The organism is Streptomyces sp. NBC_00252 (genome assembly GCF_036187565.1).
GTDB lineage: Bacteria > Actinomycetota > Actinomycetes > Streptomycetales > Streptomycetaceae > Streptomyces.
In genome coordinates this window covers 876,886-891,211 of record NZ_CP108087.1, presented here as the reverse complement: position 1 = coordinate 891,211, position 14,326 = coordinate 876,886, and the positions used below count along the sequence as shown (strand labels likewise).

Here is a 14,326-nt window from a genome sequence, read left to right as displayed (position 1 = left end):
TGGCGGGAGCGAAACCACGGTCGCTCCCGCCACCCCTGTTTCCTTTCCCAATTCGATGTACGGGACATGTTTTAGCGGCCGTCCAAGAATTGTCCAGACATCTTTTCGTGATGGACAAATGATGTCATGACAAGCGTTGACCCGGGGGTGGCGTGACGGTTCTATCTCGTCATAGGCAACAGCCGTGTGAACGGCATGTGATCCGCGGTCTTCGCACGATCAGCCGCCCCTTTCCCCTGCAGCACAGTGAGGTGCCGGAAAGATGGACCGTACTTCCCACCCCCGCTCCCGCAGAATCGTCCCCGTCGTCGCGGCGGCAGCCGCCGCACTCCTCGTGGCCGGCTGCTCCAGCAGCTCCGGAGGCAAGCAGTCCACCGAGAGCGGCGACGGAGTCTCGGCGGGCAAGGCCACCACGCCCCGCATGACGATCGCGATGATCACGCACGCGGCCCCCGGCGACACCTTCTGGGACACGATCCGCAAGGGCGCCCAGGCCGCGGCCGCCAAGGACAACGTCAAGCTGGTGTACTCCAGCGACCCCAACGGCCCGAACCAGTCGAACCTGGTCCAGAACGCGATCGACCAGAAGGTCGACGGCATAGCGCTCACCCTCGCCAAACCCGACGCCATGAAGGCCGTGGTCGGCACCGCCGAGAAGGCGGGCATCCCCGTCGTCGGCTTCAACACCGGTGTGCAGGACTGGAAGAAGCAGGGCCTGCTGGAGTACTTCGGCCAGGACGAGAGCATCGCGGGCGAGGCGTTCGGCCGCAAGCTCAACTCGGTCGGCGCCAAGCACACCATCTGCGTGATCATGGAGCAGGGCCAGGTGGCCCTGGAGGCCCGCTGCGCAGGCGTGAAGAAGACGTTCACCGGCAAGACCGACATCCTGTACGTCAACGGCACGGACATGCCGTCGGTGAAGTCGACGATCACGGCCAAGCTCACACAGGACAAGACCATCGACTACGTGACGACACTCGGCGCCCCGTTCGCGATGACCGCCATCCAGTCCATCGCCGACGCCGGCAGCACCGCCAAGCTCGCCACCTTCGACCTCAACAAGGACGCGGTCGGCGCCATCAAGGCCGGCAAGATCCAGTGGGCCGTCGACCAACAGCCCTACCTCCAGGGCTACTTGGCGGTCGACTCGCTCTGGCTCTACAAGACGAACGGCAACTACAGCGGCGGCGGCGAAGCGCCCGTCCTGACCGGCCCGGCCTTCGTCGACAAGACCAACGTCGCCAAGGTGGCCGAGTTCGCCGCCAAGGGGACGCGGTGACCACATGACTCAGCTCACGGCTCCGGCGACGGGTTCCCCAAGACACCCACCTCGGGGCGGGCCAACAGCCTTATGGGCAGGGCCCTTTCAGATGTGCGCCCGTCCGTCTCAAGGACCGGCGGAGCCGGCGAAGTCGCACTGAAGGCCGGCTGACTCGGTCGGGCCTCCAACCAGCGGGCCGTACGCGGGGGTTGGGGGCGGTACCGATCCGGTACCGCCCCCAACCGCCGTTTGTCAGCCGACCGGAAGCACCGTGCGCGGTCGGACCGGGAACCCGGCCGCGCGGTAGCAGTCGTCGATGAGGCGCATCGTGGTCAGCGCGTCGTCGACGTCCAGTGCCAGCGGCTCGCCGCGCCTCAAGTGAGCCGCGAATGCCTCCAGTTGGTACGTGTACGACGAGCGGCGGCCGAGTTCCTCGGTGCGCTCACCGGCCGTCGTACGCACGATGACGCGGTCGTCGAGGTGGGGCTGCACGAAGTTCACCACCGTGGCCTCGCCGCGTGAGCCGACGACGCGGCAGCTCATCTGCCAGGTGTCGTGCGCCATGTGGCAACGGGCGCTGCCCGTGGCGCCGCCGGGGAACTCCAGGTCGGCGTCCAGCCATTCGTCGATCCCCGGAGCGTCGGCCTTCTCGCCGCCGCGTGCGCTGACCAGCCGGGGTGCGCCGCCCGCCCAGGGGGCCAGCATGCGCTGCGCGTGCAGGCTGTAGCACCCGAGGTCCATCAGCGCGCCGCCCGCCAGCGGAAGCGACCACCGTACGTCGCTGTCCGGAGGCGCGGGCATCGCCACCATGGTGTCGACGTGCCGTAGCTCGCCCAACTCCCCGCTCTCCAGCAGCTCGTGGAGCCGCAGGACGACCGGGTGGAACAGGTAGTGGAAGCCCTCCATGAACACCGTGCCCGCCTTGGCGACGGCCTCGTGGACCTCGGCCGCCTCCTCCGCGTTGCTCGCCGACGGCTTCTCGGTGAGGACGTGCTTGCCGGCCCGGAGCGCGGCCAGGTTCCACGGCGCGTGCAGGCTGTTGGCGAGCGGGTTGTAGACGACCTCGACCTCGGGGTCGGCGACGAGGTCGGCGTAGGAGTCGACCACCCGCTCCACACCGTGCCGGGCGGCGAAGGCCTCGGCGCGGTCGCGGTCGCGGGCGGCCACCGCGACCAGCCGGTGCCCGGTGGCCCGGGCCGGGGAGACGATCGACAGTTCGGCGATCCGGGCCGCGCCCAGAACGCCGATCCGCAGGGGTTCGTCCGTTGTCACTTGCGCACCTCGTCGAGTCGTACGGCACGGTGTTGTTGGAGCGACAGGGTGCACGCGTCGGCGATCCGGCTCGCCTCGATGGCGTCGGCGACGGTGCAGGGGGAGGTGCGGGCGCCGGCCACGACCTCGGTGAACGCGGTGAGTTCGGCGCGGTAGGCGTCGGCGAACCGGTCCATGAAGAAGGTGTGCGGCACTCCCGCGGGGAAGCTCGCGCCCGGTTCGACGGAGCGCAGCGGGAGCTTGTCCTCCAGGCCGACCGCGATGCTGTCCTTCATGCCGTGGAGTTCCAGGCGGACGTCGTGACCGCGGGCGTTGTGGCGGGAGTTGGAGACGACGGCGATGGTGCCGTCGTCGAGGGTGAGCAGCGAGGACGCCGTGTCGGCGTCGCCCGCTTCCTTGATGTAGTCGGCGCCCCGGTTGCCGCCGGTGGCGTACACCTCGACGACCTCGCGGCCGGTCACCCAGCGCACGATGTCGAAGTCGTGCACGGCGCAGTCGCGGAAGATGCCGCCGGACGCGGCCACGTAGGCGGGCGGCGGCGGGGCGGGGTCGAGGGTGGTGGACCGTACGGTGTGGAGGTCGCCGAGTTCGCCGCCGACCACGGCACGGCGCGCGGCGACGCAGCCCGCGTCGAAGCGCCGGTTGTAGCCGATCTGCACTTCGACGCCGCCGCCCTCCACCGCGCGCAGCACCTCCAGGCTCTCGGCGACGCCCCGGGCGACGGGCTTCTCGCAGAACACGGGAACGCCCGCCTTCACGGCGGCGACGATGAGCTGGGGGTGCACGTCGGTCGCGGCGGCGATGACGACACCGTCGACCCCCGCGGCGAGCAGCGCCTCGGGGGAGTCGGCGGGGGTGGCTCCGAAACGTTTGGTGGCCGAGGTGACGGCGGCGGCCACCGGGTCGGTGACCACCAGGGAGTCCACGGCGTCGAGCCCGGCGAGGGTCTCGGCGTGGAAGGCGCCGATGCGGCCCAGTCCCATGATGCCTATACGCATGAGCATCGTCCTTCTCTTGCCGGGGTGCGGGTCAGTCGAGGGCGCCCAGGACGTTCTGGTCCCAGTCGATCACCGAGCCGGTCACCACACCGCTGCGGTCGGAGAGCAGGAACACGACGAACGCGGCGATCTCGTCCGGCTGGCCGAGCTTGCCCATCGGCTGGCGTGCGGCGGCTTGCTCCCGCCAGTCGTCGCCGGCTCCGTGGAAGGCGCGTTGCGTGGCGTCCTCGCCCTCGGTGTCCGTCCAGCCGATGTTGAGCGTGTTGATGCGGATGCGGTCGAAGCGGTGGGCGTGGGCGGCGTTGCGGGTGAGGCCCGCGAGTCCGGCCTTGGCCGCGGAGTAGGGGGCGAGGTAGGGCGGGCCGCCGTGGGCGCAGTTGGAGCCGATGTTGACGATGGTGCCCGGTGCCTCGCGGGCGACCATGTCGGTCACGGCGGCCTGCATCGCGAAGAAGGGGGCCTTGAGGTTGATGGCCATGTGCTGGTCGAACAGTTCGGGTGTGGTGTCGAGCAGCGAGCCGCGTGATGTGAGTCCGGCCGCGTTGACGAGGCAGTCGATGTGGCCGTGGGCCTCGACGGTCCGTACGACGCTGTCGCGTGCTTGGGCCGGATCGGCGAGGTCGGCGCGCACGAAGAGCGCGCCGGTGTCGGCGGCCAGCTTCTCGCCGACCTCGGGGCGCCGCCCGGTGAAGACGACGGTCGCGCCTTCCCCTGCGGATGCCCGTACGACACCGGCGCCGACGCCCTGGCTGCCGCCGTTGACGAGGACGACTCTGTCCTCAAGCAGTCCCATGTGTGTGATGTGTCCTTCTCAGCTCTGGCGGCGCTTGGCGGCGGCCTGCAGTTCCTGGCGCAGCCGCTCGGGAGCCCACTCCTCGGCGACGGCCTGCCGGAGGGTGTCCGCCTGGGAGGGCGGGGCGAGGCCCTCGACCGGCGGGTCGAGGTCGAGGTTGGTGGGGAAGGGGTAGCCCTCGGCGGTCGCGGCGATCACATGGCGCAGCCAGTCCTCGGTGACACCCTCGGCCTTGCGCTTGAGCAGCACCGGGAACAGGGCGTTCGACATCGCCTCGCGGTCCACCGTCTCCATGGCGCGGCCGAAGGCGGAGGAGATCTGGAGCAGGTTGGCCATGCGCTTGATGTCGGCCGAGACGTTGTGGCCCGCGGCGTGGAAGAGCGCCGGGTTGAAGAACACCGCGTCGCCCTTCTCCAGGGGCAGCTGCACGTGGTGCGTCTCGAAGTACTCGACGAACTGCGGGAGCCGCCAGGCGAGATAGCCGGGCTCGAACTTCTGCGAGTGCGGCAGATAGAGCGTCGGGCCGGACTCCACGGGCATGTCGACGTGGGCCACCGCGCCCTGCAGGGTCAGCACCGGCGAGAGCCGGTGGACGTGCGCCGGGTAGGCCGCCGCCTGCTCCTGGGAGAGGAAACCGAGGTGGTAGTCACGGTGCACGCTCTGCGCCGCGCCGCCCGGGTTGACCACGTTGACCTGCGAGGTGACCTGGTAGGCCGGGCCCAGCCAGGCCTCCGAGATCAGCTCCAGGATGTCGTTGGCGTAGTAGTCGGCGAACGCCTCGGGCGCCCGTACGGCCACCTTGTCCAGGGCGTTCCACACGCGGTCGTTCGCGCCGGGCTTGGCGAAGTGGTCGCCGCGGGCCGTGCCGCTCGCGCGCTCCTCCTCGATCAGCGCGCGGAAGGCGTCGGACGCCCGGTCCACGATCGCCTCGTCCGGGAAGGCGCCCTTGAGGACCACGATGCCGGGTCCGTCGAGCAGGGCACGCACCAGTTCGCTCTGCACGTCCCGGCGGCCCTCGGCGGTGGCCGCGAGATCACGCAGCCGACGGCTGTCGTAGAGCGGGACATTCTGTTCGATCCGCTCGGCCAGGGGGTGATCGGCGGGGTCGGTGTTCTGCTCGACGAGTGCGCGGAACGCGTCGAGATCGCAGTCCGCCTCGGTCAACCAAGTCCGCGTCCCTGCGGTTGTGGGAGACATCCGGGTCCTTTCGCTGTCAGGGCGTTTCTGCCAGTCTTGGTAACTCAAACCCATCATTCAATGCTTACCGCTACATCAAAAGTGCATCATCGGTCTGGGGGATCACTCATGCGACATCGGTACCCGATCAGGGAAATCGCCCGGCAGGCCGGACTGAGCACGGCCACGGTCGACCGCGTCCTCAATCAGCGGGGCAACGTCACCGAGAGCACCATCAGGGAGGTCCAGGAAGCCATCAAGGACCTGGACCGGCAGCAGAGCCAGGTCCGGCTGGGCGGCCGCACCTTCATGATCGACATCGTGATGCAGACGCCGGAGCGCTTCTCCACCGCCGTACGGGACGCCCTGGAGGCCGAACTGCCGTCCCTGCACCCCGCGTTGGTGCGCTCACGCTTCCACTTCCGGGAGACCTGCCCACCCGCCGAACTCATCGGGACCCTGGACCGGATCGCGAAGCGCGGCACACAGGGAGTGATCCTCAAGGCGCCCGACGAACCGGAGATCGCCGCCGCCGTCGGCCGGATGGTCGCGGCCGGCATCCCCGTCGTCACCCTGGTGACCGACCTGCCGCACAGCGCCCGCCTCGCCTACGTCGGCATCGACAACCGCGCGGCCGGCGCCACCGCCGCCTACCTCCTCGGACAGTGGCTGGGCAGACGGCCCGGCAATGTGCTGACCACCATCAGCAGGGGCTCCTTCCGCGGCGAGGAGGAGCGCGAGATGGGGTTCCGCAGCGCGATGCGGCTCGCCGACCCCCGGCGCTCCCTGGTGGAGGTCACCGACAGCGACGGCCTGGACGCCACCCAGCACGAACTCGTCCTGGAGGCGCTCAAGCGGGACGAGGACATCATCGCCGTGTACTCCGCGGGCGGCGGCAACGTCGCCACCCTCGACGCCTTCGACACGCTCGGCCGGGAGTGCGCGGTGTTCGTCGCCCACGACCTCGACCACGACAACACCCGCCTGCTGCGCGAGCGCCGCCTGTCCGCGGTTCTCCACCACGACCTGCGCCAGGACATGCGCCGCGCCTGTCAGATCATCATGCGCGCGCACAAGGCACTCCCCGACGACGGCCCGTCGCTGCCCTCGGTGATCCAGGTGGTCACACCGTTCAACATGCCGCCCGACGCGCCGTCCGTACCGGTCGTCGACTGATACGGAGGCGCGTCGCGCCCGGGATCAGCGTTCGTAGACCCCGGTCAGCCGCCCCCGGCCGAGCACCGGCGCGGTGACGGTGGGCAGGAAGGCGCGGGGCCGGGCCCGGTCCACCGGTGTGGTGCCGGCGGTGTCGGCCACGGGAGCCGCGAGGGCGAACAGCTCGAAGACGTAGCGGTGCGGGCCGTGGCCCTTGACGGGTGCGGGGCCGTGGTAGCCCCGGCCGATGGTGGAACGGAGGATCCGCACCCCCGGGCCGGGCTGACGTGCGGCCAGGGCGCCGGGCTCCAGATGCACGGTCGCCGGGTCGATCAGGGCGACGCAGTGGACGGCCGGCTTGGACATGGGGACGTCGATGTCCTCGACGACCAACAGGAGTTGGGCGGTGCCGGGCGGCAGCGCGGACCAGGTCAGCCCGGGGGAGAGGTCGTCGCCGCGGATCTGCTTCGCGCAGTGCTTCAGCGACAGGGTGTCGCCGTCGCCGAACTCCTGGCTGGTGAGGGTGAGTTGACCGGGGCCTTGGAGGTTGGGCAGGTTCCATGCCATGTGCGTCTCGCCTGCCCGGCGGTTCTTCAGGAGTCGGCCGAGCAGGCTCATCGGGTCGCCTCCACCATGGCGGCGATCTCGGCGGTGGTCGCGGTCTCGCCGAGCTTGGGGAAGATGCGCTCGACGCTGTGGCGATGGGCCTCGGGGTCGGGATCGCCCATGGCGTCGGTGGCCAGGACGACGTGGTAGCCGTGGTCGACGGCCGAGCGTGCCGTCGACTCGACGCCCGAACTGGTCGCGACGCCGGTGAGCACGACCTGCGTGACGCCCAAGTCCCGCAACAGCGTGTCGAGTCCGGTGTCGTGGAACGCGCTGCGCCGCCGCTTGGTGATCAGGTGGTCGGTCGGCTGTACGTCGAGTTCGTCGATGAGGTCGGCCCAACCGGCGGGTTGAGCAGTGGTGTTGGCGGATGTGCCGGTGTCGATGCGTACCCGGGCGGGGCTGTCCGTACGTCCCGGCGCGCGGCCGGTGACGTTGACCAGGACCACAGGGAGACCGTGCCGCCGGAACTCGGCGGCCAGGTGGGTCGCCTGCTGGACGGCGGTGGTGACCTGGGTGTTGTCGGTCAGGGCGGAGACGATGCCCTTCTGGAGGTCGACCACGACGAGCGCGGCGGTGGGGTCGATGGTGGTGAGTGGCATGGGAGTTGGTGCTCCTAGGGGCGGCTTGGGATGTCTCGGACGTCGGCAGGTCGCCGTGCTCGAGGCGGGGCGGTGCGGGGCGGGCTCAGCCGTGGGCGCTACTTGTCCGGCCGGGCGAGGGCGTCGCCGGTGACGGCCGTGCTCGGCTCCGGCTTCCTGGCTGCGGGTCGGGTGCCGGTGCCGCGCAGCATCGACGCGATGGCGGCGAGGAAGGCGAGACCGGCGCCGAAGGCGAACACGACGACCAGGCCCGAGTGGAACGGCCCGGATATCAGGCTCGGGAAGAACTCGCTCCCGGTGAGGGTGTGTTGCTGCGCGGCCGTCAGATGGGGGAGGACACCGCTGGGCTGCAGCAGGTGCTGGATCGGGTTGACGCCCAGCTGTGCGGCGAACAGGGAGGAGACCGGGGGCAGTCCGGCGACCTGGGACGCCACGTGGGCGGGTACGCCCTGCTGTTGGAGCCCGGTGGTGAGGCTGGCTGGCAGTGTCCTGGCCAGTCCGGCGATCATCAGGGAGAAGAAGACGCCGATGGAGACGGCGGTGCCGGAGTTCTGGAAGGTGGCGCGCATGCCGGAGGCGACTCCGCGCAGCCGTGGGGGCACACTGCCCATGATCGAGGAGGAGTTGGGGGAGGCGAACATCCCGCTGGCTATCCCGTTGAGCGCGATCAGCAGCGCGAAGACCCAGTAACTGAAGTCGATCGGCAGGCACATCAGGCCCAGGAAGCTCGCGCCGAACAGGACCGCGCCGCCGGTGGCGAGGCCCCGTGAACCGAGCCGGTCCGACAGATACCCGGAGACCGGGCCCGCCGCGAGGAAGCCCGCGGTCAGCGGCAGCATGAAGATGCCGGCCCACAGCGGGGTGTCGCCGTAGTCGTAACCGTGCAGCGGGAGCCAGATGCCCTGCAGCCAGATGATCAGCACGAACTGCATGCCGCCCCGGCCGATCGAGATGGCCAGGCCCGCCAAGTTGCCGAAGGTGAAGGCCCGTTGGCGGAACAGGCTGAGCTGGATCATCGGTGCGGAGACGCGGTTCTCGATGACGACGAAAGCGGCCAGGAGCAGCACTCCGCCCGCGATCAGCACGTCGACCAGGGGGTTCGTCCAGCCCATGGTGTGGCCGCCGTAGGGCTGGAGGCCCGCGGTGATCGCGATCAGGGCGGCGCTGAGGCCGACCGCGAAGGTGATGTTGCCCCACCAGTCGATGCGGCCGCCGTCGCGGCGGGCGGTCTCGCGGAGGGTGCGGTAGGCCCACACCGTGAAGAAGACGCCGACGGGCACGTTGACCCAGAACACCGCCCGCCAGTCCCAGGCCGACAGCAGACCGCCGGCGACGAGACCGATGAACATGCCGCCCAGCGCGGCGACTTGGTTGATGCCGAGGGCGAAGCCGCGCTGTTCCTCGGGGAAGGCGTCGGTGAGGATCGCGGCCGAGTTCGCCGTCAGCATCGAGCCGCCGACGGCCTGCAGCAGCCGCCAGGCGATCAGCCACATCGCGCCGTGGCCGCCGTCGAAGGGGTCGAAGGAGAGCAGGATCGAGGCGAAGGTGAAGACCGCGAACCCGGAGTTGTAGATCCGGACCCGGCCGTACATGTCGCCGAGGCGCCCCACCGTGACCACCAGGACGGCCTGGACCAGCCGGTAGCCCATGATCATCCACAGCAGGTAGGCGATGTTGCCCGGCGCGAGCGGGTCTAGGTGGATGCCCCGGAAGATCGCCGGCAGGGCGATCAGCACGATGGAACCGTCCAGCGCGGACATGAAGACCGCTGCGGTCGTGTTCGTCAGCGCGGTCCACTTGTACCGGTCGTCGGCGGCCGGGCGGCGCGGGGCACGCACCTTGAGAGGGTCTGTCATGGGTCTGCTTTCTCGTGGCTCCGTCGCCGCCGTCAGATGTGCTGGGCCAGGCGCTCCAACAGCGGTGCCACCGCCGCGAGTTGTTCTACCTCGGCCTGGGTGAACGCGCCGCTGGTCAGGGCGCGGGCGAACAGTTCCGCCCGGGCGTTGCGCTTGTCCTTCAGCGCCTGCCGCCCGGCCTCGGTCACCGTCAGCACCACGCGTCGGCCGTCCTCCGGATCCGGCCGGCGTTCGACCAGGCCGCGGTTCCGCAGCGCGTTGAGCGTCGCCCCCATGGCCTGCGCGGTGATCTGCGCCTCACGGGCCATCGCCGAGGAGGTGGCGGGCCCGCCCCGGTCCAGCCGCGCCAGCGCGCTCCGCTCGGGCATCGTCAGCCCACCCTCGACCGGCACTTGCCGGGCCCGCCGCACCAGCACACCAAAACTCGCGAGCAGCGCGGAGGCGACGGCGGTCGGATCCAGATCCTGGTCGTCGTTCATATGCTAAGGCTACTTTATAAGTCTGCCTTAGTAAATTGCCACCGCACGCTGCCGCTGATCCCCCAGGGGTTCTCCGCGGACCCGAGCGTCGTCCGGGTGTCGTCCACTACCCCCCTCAGCACCCCAGGAAGATCAGCGACGACCGGCACCTGCCCGCCTGCCGGGTAGCTGGTTCCGCACCTGGCGTGGCAGTGCCCGCAGCGCATCCCGTGCCACTGCCGTGCACAGCACGGCGAGGGGCAGTTCGAGGCATGTGGCCATCAGGATGGCCGTGAGGACCGTGCCGGGGTCGGCGGTCAGTACGTCGAACCAGGCGTCGACCGTCAGGAGGACCGCCGTCGCCGGCGCCACGGCGACCCGGCGGGGGTCGCACCGGGCCAGTAAGAGGCCGGTGCCTATGAGGCCGGTCGCCTCCATCACGTCCAGGCCGATCCACGCCACGGGGTGTTCGCCCGCCACCCACGCCAGCGCGAAGATCCAGGGGACGAGGGCCAGTCCGGCGGTGGCGAGCACCCGGGACGGCCAGTTCCAGTTCGTTGTCGTTGTCATGCGAACAAGGCTTCTCGGGATGAACTCCCAGGTCAGTAACGTGGAGTTCCGACCTGAGGGTGGCGCTGGGTACAGCCCGGAACGGGAGCCACCTCCATGGCCGTCCGGTCGACCCGCGCCCTACCGTGGTCCGCATGGGCCTTCTCACCGCGTTGCGCGGCACGTTCGCACGCGTGGGCCGTGCGACGGCCTTCAACGTCACCGGCGTACCACTGCAGTTGCTTCCGCTCGTCCTCCTCGCCCAACCGTGGCTGCTCTTCCATGACCTGGACGCCGTGCCGGAAGTCCAACTCGCCGTCCTCGCACCGCTGCTGCTGGTCGTCTACGGCGTCGGCGCACTGACCGCCGCCCAGCGCCGCAGATTCGCCTCGCTGGCCGGTGTCGACATACCGCTGCTCCCCGTCACGCGACGCAGGCCCACGCTCCGTGGCGCGGTGAACTGGGCGCGCGCCGGGGCGACTTGGCGGCAGGTCGCCTACCACCTGCTCGTGGGGCCTGCCGTGCTGTGCGGGACGGCCGTCACCTTCGTGCTGTGGGGCTGGGGCGTGTTCGCGGGGACCGCCCTGGTGTGGATGTGGGGCGTGCCCCCTGAGCAGCTGCCGAAGTTCCTGGAGTCCTCCACGGAAGCCGTGTACATCAACGCCTCAGGTCTCGCCGCCCTGTTGGCCGCCCTCTGGCTCACCCCCGTCCTCGTCCGCCTCGACACCCGCGCCGCCCTGGCCCTGCTCGGCCCCAGCCGCACCGAACAACTCGCCCGCCGCGTCGAGGACCTCACCGAGAGCCGGGCCGGCGCGATCGACGCCGCCGATGCCGAACGCAGGCGCATAGAGCGGGACTTGCACGACGGCGCACAACAGCGCCTGGTCTCCCTCGCCGTGAACCTCGGCATCGCCAGAGCCACCCTCACCGACCTCTCCGTCGAGGCCAGACAGGTCATCGACGACGCCCACCGGGAGGCCAAGGAAGCGATCGACGAGCTGAACAACCTGGTCCGGGGCCTCCATCCGGCCGTACTCGACGACCGGGGCCTGGACGCGGCCCTGTCCGGCATCGCCGCTCGCGGCCCGCTCCCCGTGAGGCTGCACGTCGACGTGCCCCGGCGACTCGCCCCGACCGTCGAGGCCGTCGCCTACTTCACCGTCTCCGAGGCCCTGGCCAACATCACCAAGCACGCCCCCGAGGCATCCCGCGCGGACGTCACCGTCGGGATCCACGACGGTAGGCTCAGGGTCACCGTCGCGGACGACGGTCCCGGCGGCGCCGACCCGGCCCACGGCTCCGGCCTGGCAGGACTCGCCCGCAGGGCGGCCTCCGTGGACGGGGTGTTCGCGCTCAGCAGCCCCGTCGGAGGCCCGACCGTCATCACCGTGGAGTTGCCGTGCGCCGTCTCGCCGTGATCGCCGAGGACTCGGTCCTGCTCAGGATCGGCCTGGTCAAGGTGGTGGAGATGGCGGGCTACGACGTCAACGCCGAGGTCGGCGACGCCGACGCCCTGCTCGCCGCCGTCGCCGAACACCGCCCCGCCGTGGCCGTCGTGGACGTCCGGATGCCGCCCGCCCAGTCCGACGAAGGGGTGCGCGCGGCCCTGGTGATCCGCCGCGAGTGGCCCGGCACGGCGGTGCTGCTGCTCTCCCAGTACGTCGAAGAGCGGTACGCAGCCGACCTGTTGACGACGAACACCGGTGGCGTCGGCTACCTCCTCAAGCAACGCGTCGCCGACGTCGAGGAGTTCATCGACGCCCTCCACCGGGTCACGGCGGGCGGCACCGTCCTGGACCCCGAGGTCGTGGCCCAACTCCTCCTGCGCCGCTCCAGCGACCCACTGGACCGGCTCACCCCGCGCGAGCGCGAGGTACTGGCCCTGATGGCCGAGGGGCGCTCCAACTCCGGCATAGCCCGCCAACTGGTCGTCAGCGACAGCGCCGTGGCCAAGCACATCAACAGCATCTTCACGAAGCTCGATCTGCCATCGGTCGACAGCGACCATCGCCGGGTACTGGCGGTCCTGCGGTTCCTGAGCGCCGGATAGGCGCTGCACTCCGGGTGCGGCCACTAATTGCCTTTCGCGGAAGGCCCTCGCCGAGTTACGTTCCCCATCGCCCCTGAACGCCGAGACGTTGGAGCCCAGAGATGCCCGGTCGTCCGGGCGCGCGTTGACGTCGTAGACCGTGATCGGTCCGTCATCGCGTGCCGCCCTTGATGCTGCGGCACAGCGAGCCCTTCCCTCCCCGCTCGAACCCTGAGCGCGTCTTCCGCGCGCCGGTTCGCGGGTCTCGTTGTCGGCAAGTCAAAGGGTTCTCGTGCCGTCCTCCTCCGTACGCGTTCCGTCGAGCCTGTGGCGGGATCGCGACTTCCGCAGGCTCTGGCTGGGGCAGACCGCCTCCCAACTCGGCGAGCAGGCGAGCCTGGTGGTCCTACCGCTCTTCGCCGTGCTGACGCTCGGCGTCGGTGCCGGACAGCTCGGCGCGCTGCGCGCCGTGGAACAGGCGCCGATCCTGCTGCTCTCGCTCCTTGTCGGCGCGTGGGTGGACGGCTGGCGGACGCGCACCGTGATGGTGATGGCGGACGTGGGCCGGACCGTGGTGCTGGGCGCCGCGGCCGTGGCCGGACTGCTCAACCGGCTCGGTCTGCCCGCGCTGTTCGCGGTGGTCTTCGCCGCCGGCGTCCTCTCCGTGTTCTTCGACATGGCCTACCAAACGTCCCTGGTACGGCTGGTGACGCGAGATCAACTGGTGCGCGGCAACAGCGCGTTGGAGGGCAGCAGGTCCGCCGCGCAGATCGGCGGACCCGCGCTCGGCGGCACGCTGGTGACCCTGCTGTCGGCGCCGATCGCCGTGGGCTCCAGCGCGTTGCTCTTCGCGGTGTCGTGCCTCTCGATCCGACGGATCCGCCGGACCGAACCCGTCCCGGAGCGCTCGGGACGTCCCCCTCGCGTGTGGCGGCGGATTCATGAAGGTCTGCGTTTCGTCGGCGGCGAGGCGTTGCTGCGCGCCGTGTGTCTTGCCGCGGCCGCCTTCCAGTTCTTCTTCGCGGCCACGATGACCGTCTATCTGCTCTTCCTGCCACGGGAGTTGCACCTCTCGGGCACCGCCGTAGGCCTGGCGCTCGCCGCGACCGGTCCGGGTGCGCTCGTCGGCGCGCTGCTGGCCGCGCGGCTGCCGCACCGGTTCGGATACGGTCCGGTGATCGTGGGCGCGGCGGCACTCGGCGACGGCGCGTTCCTGTGCGTGCCCGCGCTGCACGGGTCGTCCGGAGCGACGATTCCCGTACTCCTCGCGGCCAACTTCGTGTTCGGGGTCGGCGGACAACTGGTGAACGTCACGGTCATGGCCGTCCGGCAGGCCGTAACTCCCCACGGGATGCAGGGGCGTGTGGCCGCGACGATCAATTTCGCCGGCATGGGGATGACACCGCTGGGCTCGCTGCTCGGCGGGTTCCTCGCGCAGGAGTGGGGGCCGCGGACCAGCCTCCTCGTGACGGCCGTGGGCATGCTGCTGTCGCCGGTGGTGATGTCGGTGTCCCCGTTGGCGCGGCTGGGAAGGGATCTCCACGGCCTCGCGGGTACCGAGTAGGGAAGCG

14 protein-coding genes are annotated in these 14,326 nt (G+C 70.4%); 5 read left to right on the top strand and 9 right to left on the bottom strand.

Features of this window, described 5'->3' with window-relative positions; all coding sequences use genetic code 11:
- Positions 1–262 precede the first annotated feature (262 nt).
- Positions 263–1,279: a sugar ABC transporter substrate-binding protein gene (locus OHT77_RS03895; RefSeq protein WP_328826546.1), complete on the top strand. Its 1,017-nt coding sequence runs from the start codon at positions 263–265 to the stop codon at positions 1,277–1,279.
- Between the two features lie 234 nt (positions 1,280–1,513).
- Here the strand turns inward: OHT77_RS03895 and OHT77_RS03890 are convergent, their stop codons facing one another.
- The 4 genes from OHT77_RS03890 to OHT77_RS03875 are packed head-to-tail and all read right to left on the bottom strand — an operon-like array spanning position 1,514 to position 5,521.
- Positions 1,514–2,533 carry a Gfo/Idh/MocA family protein gene (locus OHT77_RS03890; RefSeq protein WP_328826544.1) on the bottom strand — a complete coding sequence of 340 codons (1,020 nt, stop codon included), beginning with the start codon at positions 2,531–2,533 and terminating at the stop codon, positions 1,514–1,516.
- The gene (locus tag OHT77_RS03885; RefSeq protein WP_328826543.1) at positions 2,530–3,531 is read right to left on the bottom strand and encodes a Gfo/Idh/MocA family protein; all 1,002 of its coding nucleotides are present in this window, start codon (positions 3,529–3,531) and stop codon (positions 2,530–2,532) included. Before OHT77_RS03885 ends, OHT77_RS03890 begins: the two co-directional genes overlap by 4 nt.
- 31 nt (positions 3,532–3,562) lie before the next feature.
- The gene (locus OHT77_RS03880; RefSeq protein WP_328826542.1) at positions 3,563–4,324 is read right to left on the bottom strand and encodes an SDR family oxidoreductase; all 762 of its coding nucleotides are present in this window, start codon (positions 4,322–4,324) and stop codon (positions 3,563–3,565) included.
- A gap of 18 nt (positions 4,325–4,342) precedes the next feature.
- Positions 4,343–5,521 carry a phytanoyl-CoA dioxygenase family protein gene (locus tag OHT77_RS03875; protein ID WP_328826541.1) on the bottom strand — a complete coding sequence of 393 codons (1,179 nt, stop codon included), beginning with the start codon at positions 5,519–5,521 and terminating at the stop codon, positions 4,343–4,345.
- A gap of 108 nt (positions 5,522–5,629) precedes the next feature.
- Here OHT77_RS03875 and OHT77_RS03870 point away from each other — a divergent pair, with 108 nt between their 5' ends.
- On the top strand, positions 5,630–6,676 hold the full coding sequence (locus tag OHT77_RS03870; protein ID WP_328826540.1) for a LacI family DNA-binding transcriptional regulator: 1,047 nt from the start codon (positions 5,630–5,632) through the stop codon (positions 6,674–6,676).
- A gap of 24 nt (positions 6,677–6,700) precedes the next feature.
- Here OHT77_RS03870 and OHT77_RS03865 read toward each other — a convergent pair whose 3' ends face one another.
- From OHT77_RS03865 to OHT77_RS03845, 5 genes are all read right to left on the bottom strand, one after another.
- Positions 6,701–7,273: a YbhB/YbcL family Raf kinase inhibitor-like protein gene (locus tag OHT77_RS03865; RefSeq protein ID WP_328826538.1), complete on the bottom strand. Its 573-nt coding sequence runs from the start codon at positions 7,271–7,273 to the stop codon at positions 6,701–6,703.
- On the bottom strand, positions 7,270–7,863 hold the full coding sequence (locus tag OHT77_RS03860; protein WP_328826537.1) for an isochorismatase family cysteine hydrolase: 594 nt from the start codon (positions 7,861–7,863) through the stop codon (positions 7,270–7,272). The genes OHT77_RS03865 and OHT77_RS03860 overlap by 4 nt, the downstream gene beginning before the upstream one ends.
- Before the next feature lie 98 nt (positions 7,864–7,961).
- A complete protein-coding gene (locus OHT77_RS03855; protein ID WP_328826536.1) occupies positions 7,962–9,719 on the bottom strand; it encodes an MFS transporter in 1,758 nt (585 codons plus the stop codon).
- Positions 9,720–9,751: 32 nt separating this feature from the next.
- Positions 9,752–10,198: a MarR family winged helix-turn-helix transcriptional regulator gene (locus tag OHT77_RS03850; RefSeq protein WP_328826535.1), complete on the bottom strand. Its 447-nt coding sequence runs from the start codon at positions 10,196–10,198 to the stop codon at positions 9,752–9,754.
- A 132-nt stretch (positions 10,199–10,330) separates the two neighbouring features.
- Complete coding sequence (locus OHT77_RS03845; RefSeq protein ID WP_328826534.1) at positions 10,331–10,747, bottom strand: hypothetical protein; 417 nt, start codon at positions 10,745–10,747, stop codon at positions 10,331–10,333.
- Between the two features lie 134 nt (positions 10,748–10,881).
- Between OHT77_RS03845 and OHT77_RS03840 the strand changes: the two genes are divergently transcribed.
- From OHT77_RS03840 to OHT77_RS03830, 3 genes are all read left to right on the top strand, one after another.
- The gene (locus OHT77_RS03840; RefSeq protein ID WP_328826533.1) at positions 10,882–12,144 is read left to right on the top strand and encodes a sensor histidine kinase; all 1,263 of its coding nucleotides are present in this window, start codon (positions 10,882–10,884) and stop codon (positions 12,142–12,144) included.
- A gap of 50 nt (positions 12,145–12,194) precedes the next feature.
- Positions 12,195–12,776: a response regulator transcription factor gene (locus OHT77_RS03835; RefSeq protein ID WP_328834143.1), complete on the top strand. Its 582-nt coding sequence runs from the start codon at positions 12,195–12,197 to the stop codon at positions 12,774–12,776.
- A 271-nt stretch (positions 12,777–13,047) separates the two neighbouring features.
- Positions 13,048–14,319, top strand: a complete 1,272-nt coding sequence (locus OHT77_RS03830) for an MFS transporter (protein ID WP_328826532.1) — start codon at positions 13,048–13,050, stop codon at positions 14,317–14,319.
- Positions 14,320–14,326: the final 7 nt, after the last annotated feature.

Coding starts and splice junctions, on each gene's coding strand:
- OHT77_RS03845 (WP_328826534.1), bottom strand. CDS start 10,747: ATGACAACGACAACGAACTGGAACTGGCCGTCCCGGGTGCTCGCCACC.
- OHT77_RS03880 (WP_328826542.1), bottom strand. CDS start 4,324: ATGGGACTGCTTGAGGACAGAGTCGTCCTCGTCAACGGCGGCAGCCAG.
- OHT77_RS03840 (WP_328826533.1), top strand. CDS start 10,882: ATGGGCCTTCTCACCGCGTTGCGCGGCACGTTCGCACGCGTGGGCCGT.
- OHT77_RS03850 (WP_328826535.1), bottom strand. CDS start 10,198: ATGAACGACGACCAGGATCTGGATCCGACCGCCGTCGCCTCCGCGCTG.
- OHT77_RS03860 (WP_328826537.1), bottom strand. CDS start 7,863: ATGCCACTCACCACCATCGACCCCACCGCCGCGCTCGTCGTGGTCGAC.
- OHT77_RS03855 (WP_328826536.1), bottom strand. CDS start 9,719: ATGACAGACCCTCTCAAGGTGCGTGCCCCGCGCCGCCCGGCCGCCGAC.
- OHT77_RS03865 (WP_328826538.1), bottom strand. CDS start 7,273: ATGAGCCTGCTCGGCCGACTCCTGAAGAACCGCCGGGCAGGCGAGACG.
- OHT77_RS03885 (WP_328826543.1), bottom strand. CDS start 3,531: ATGCGTATAGGCATCATGGGACTGGGCCGCATCGGCGCCTTCCACGCC.
- OHT77_RS03875 (WP_328826541.1), bottom strand. CDS start 5,521: ATGTCTCCCACAACCGCAGGGACGCGGACTTGGTTGACCGAGGCGGAC.
- OHT77_RS03895 (WP_328826546.1), top strand. CDS start 263: ATGGACCGTACTTCCCACCCCCGCTCCCGCAGAATCGTCCCCGTCGTC.
- OHT77_RS03870 (WP_328826540.1), top strand. CDS start 5,630: ATGCGACATCGGTACCCGATCAGGGAAATCGCCCGGCAGGCCGGACTG.
- OHT77_RS03835 (WP_328834143.1), top strand. CDS start 12,195: ATGGCGGGCTACGACGTCAACGCCGAGGTCGGCGACGCCGACGCCCTG.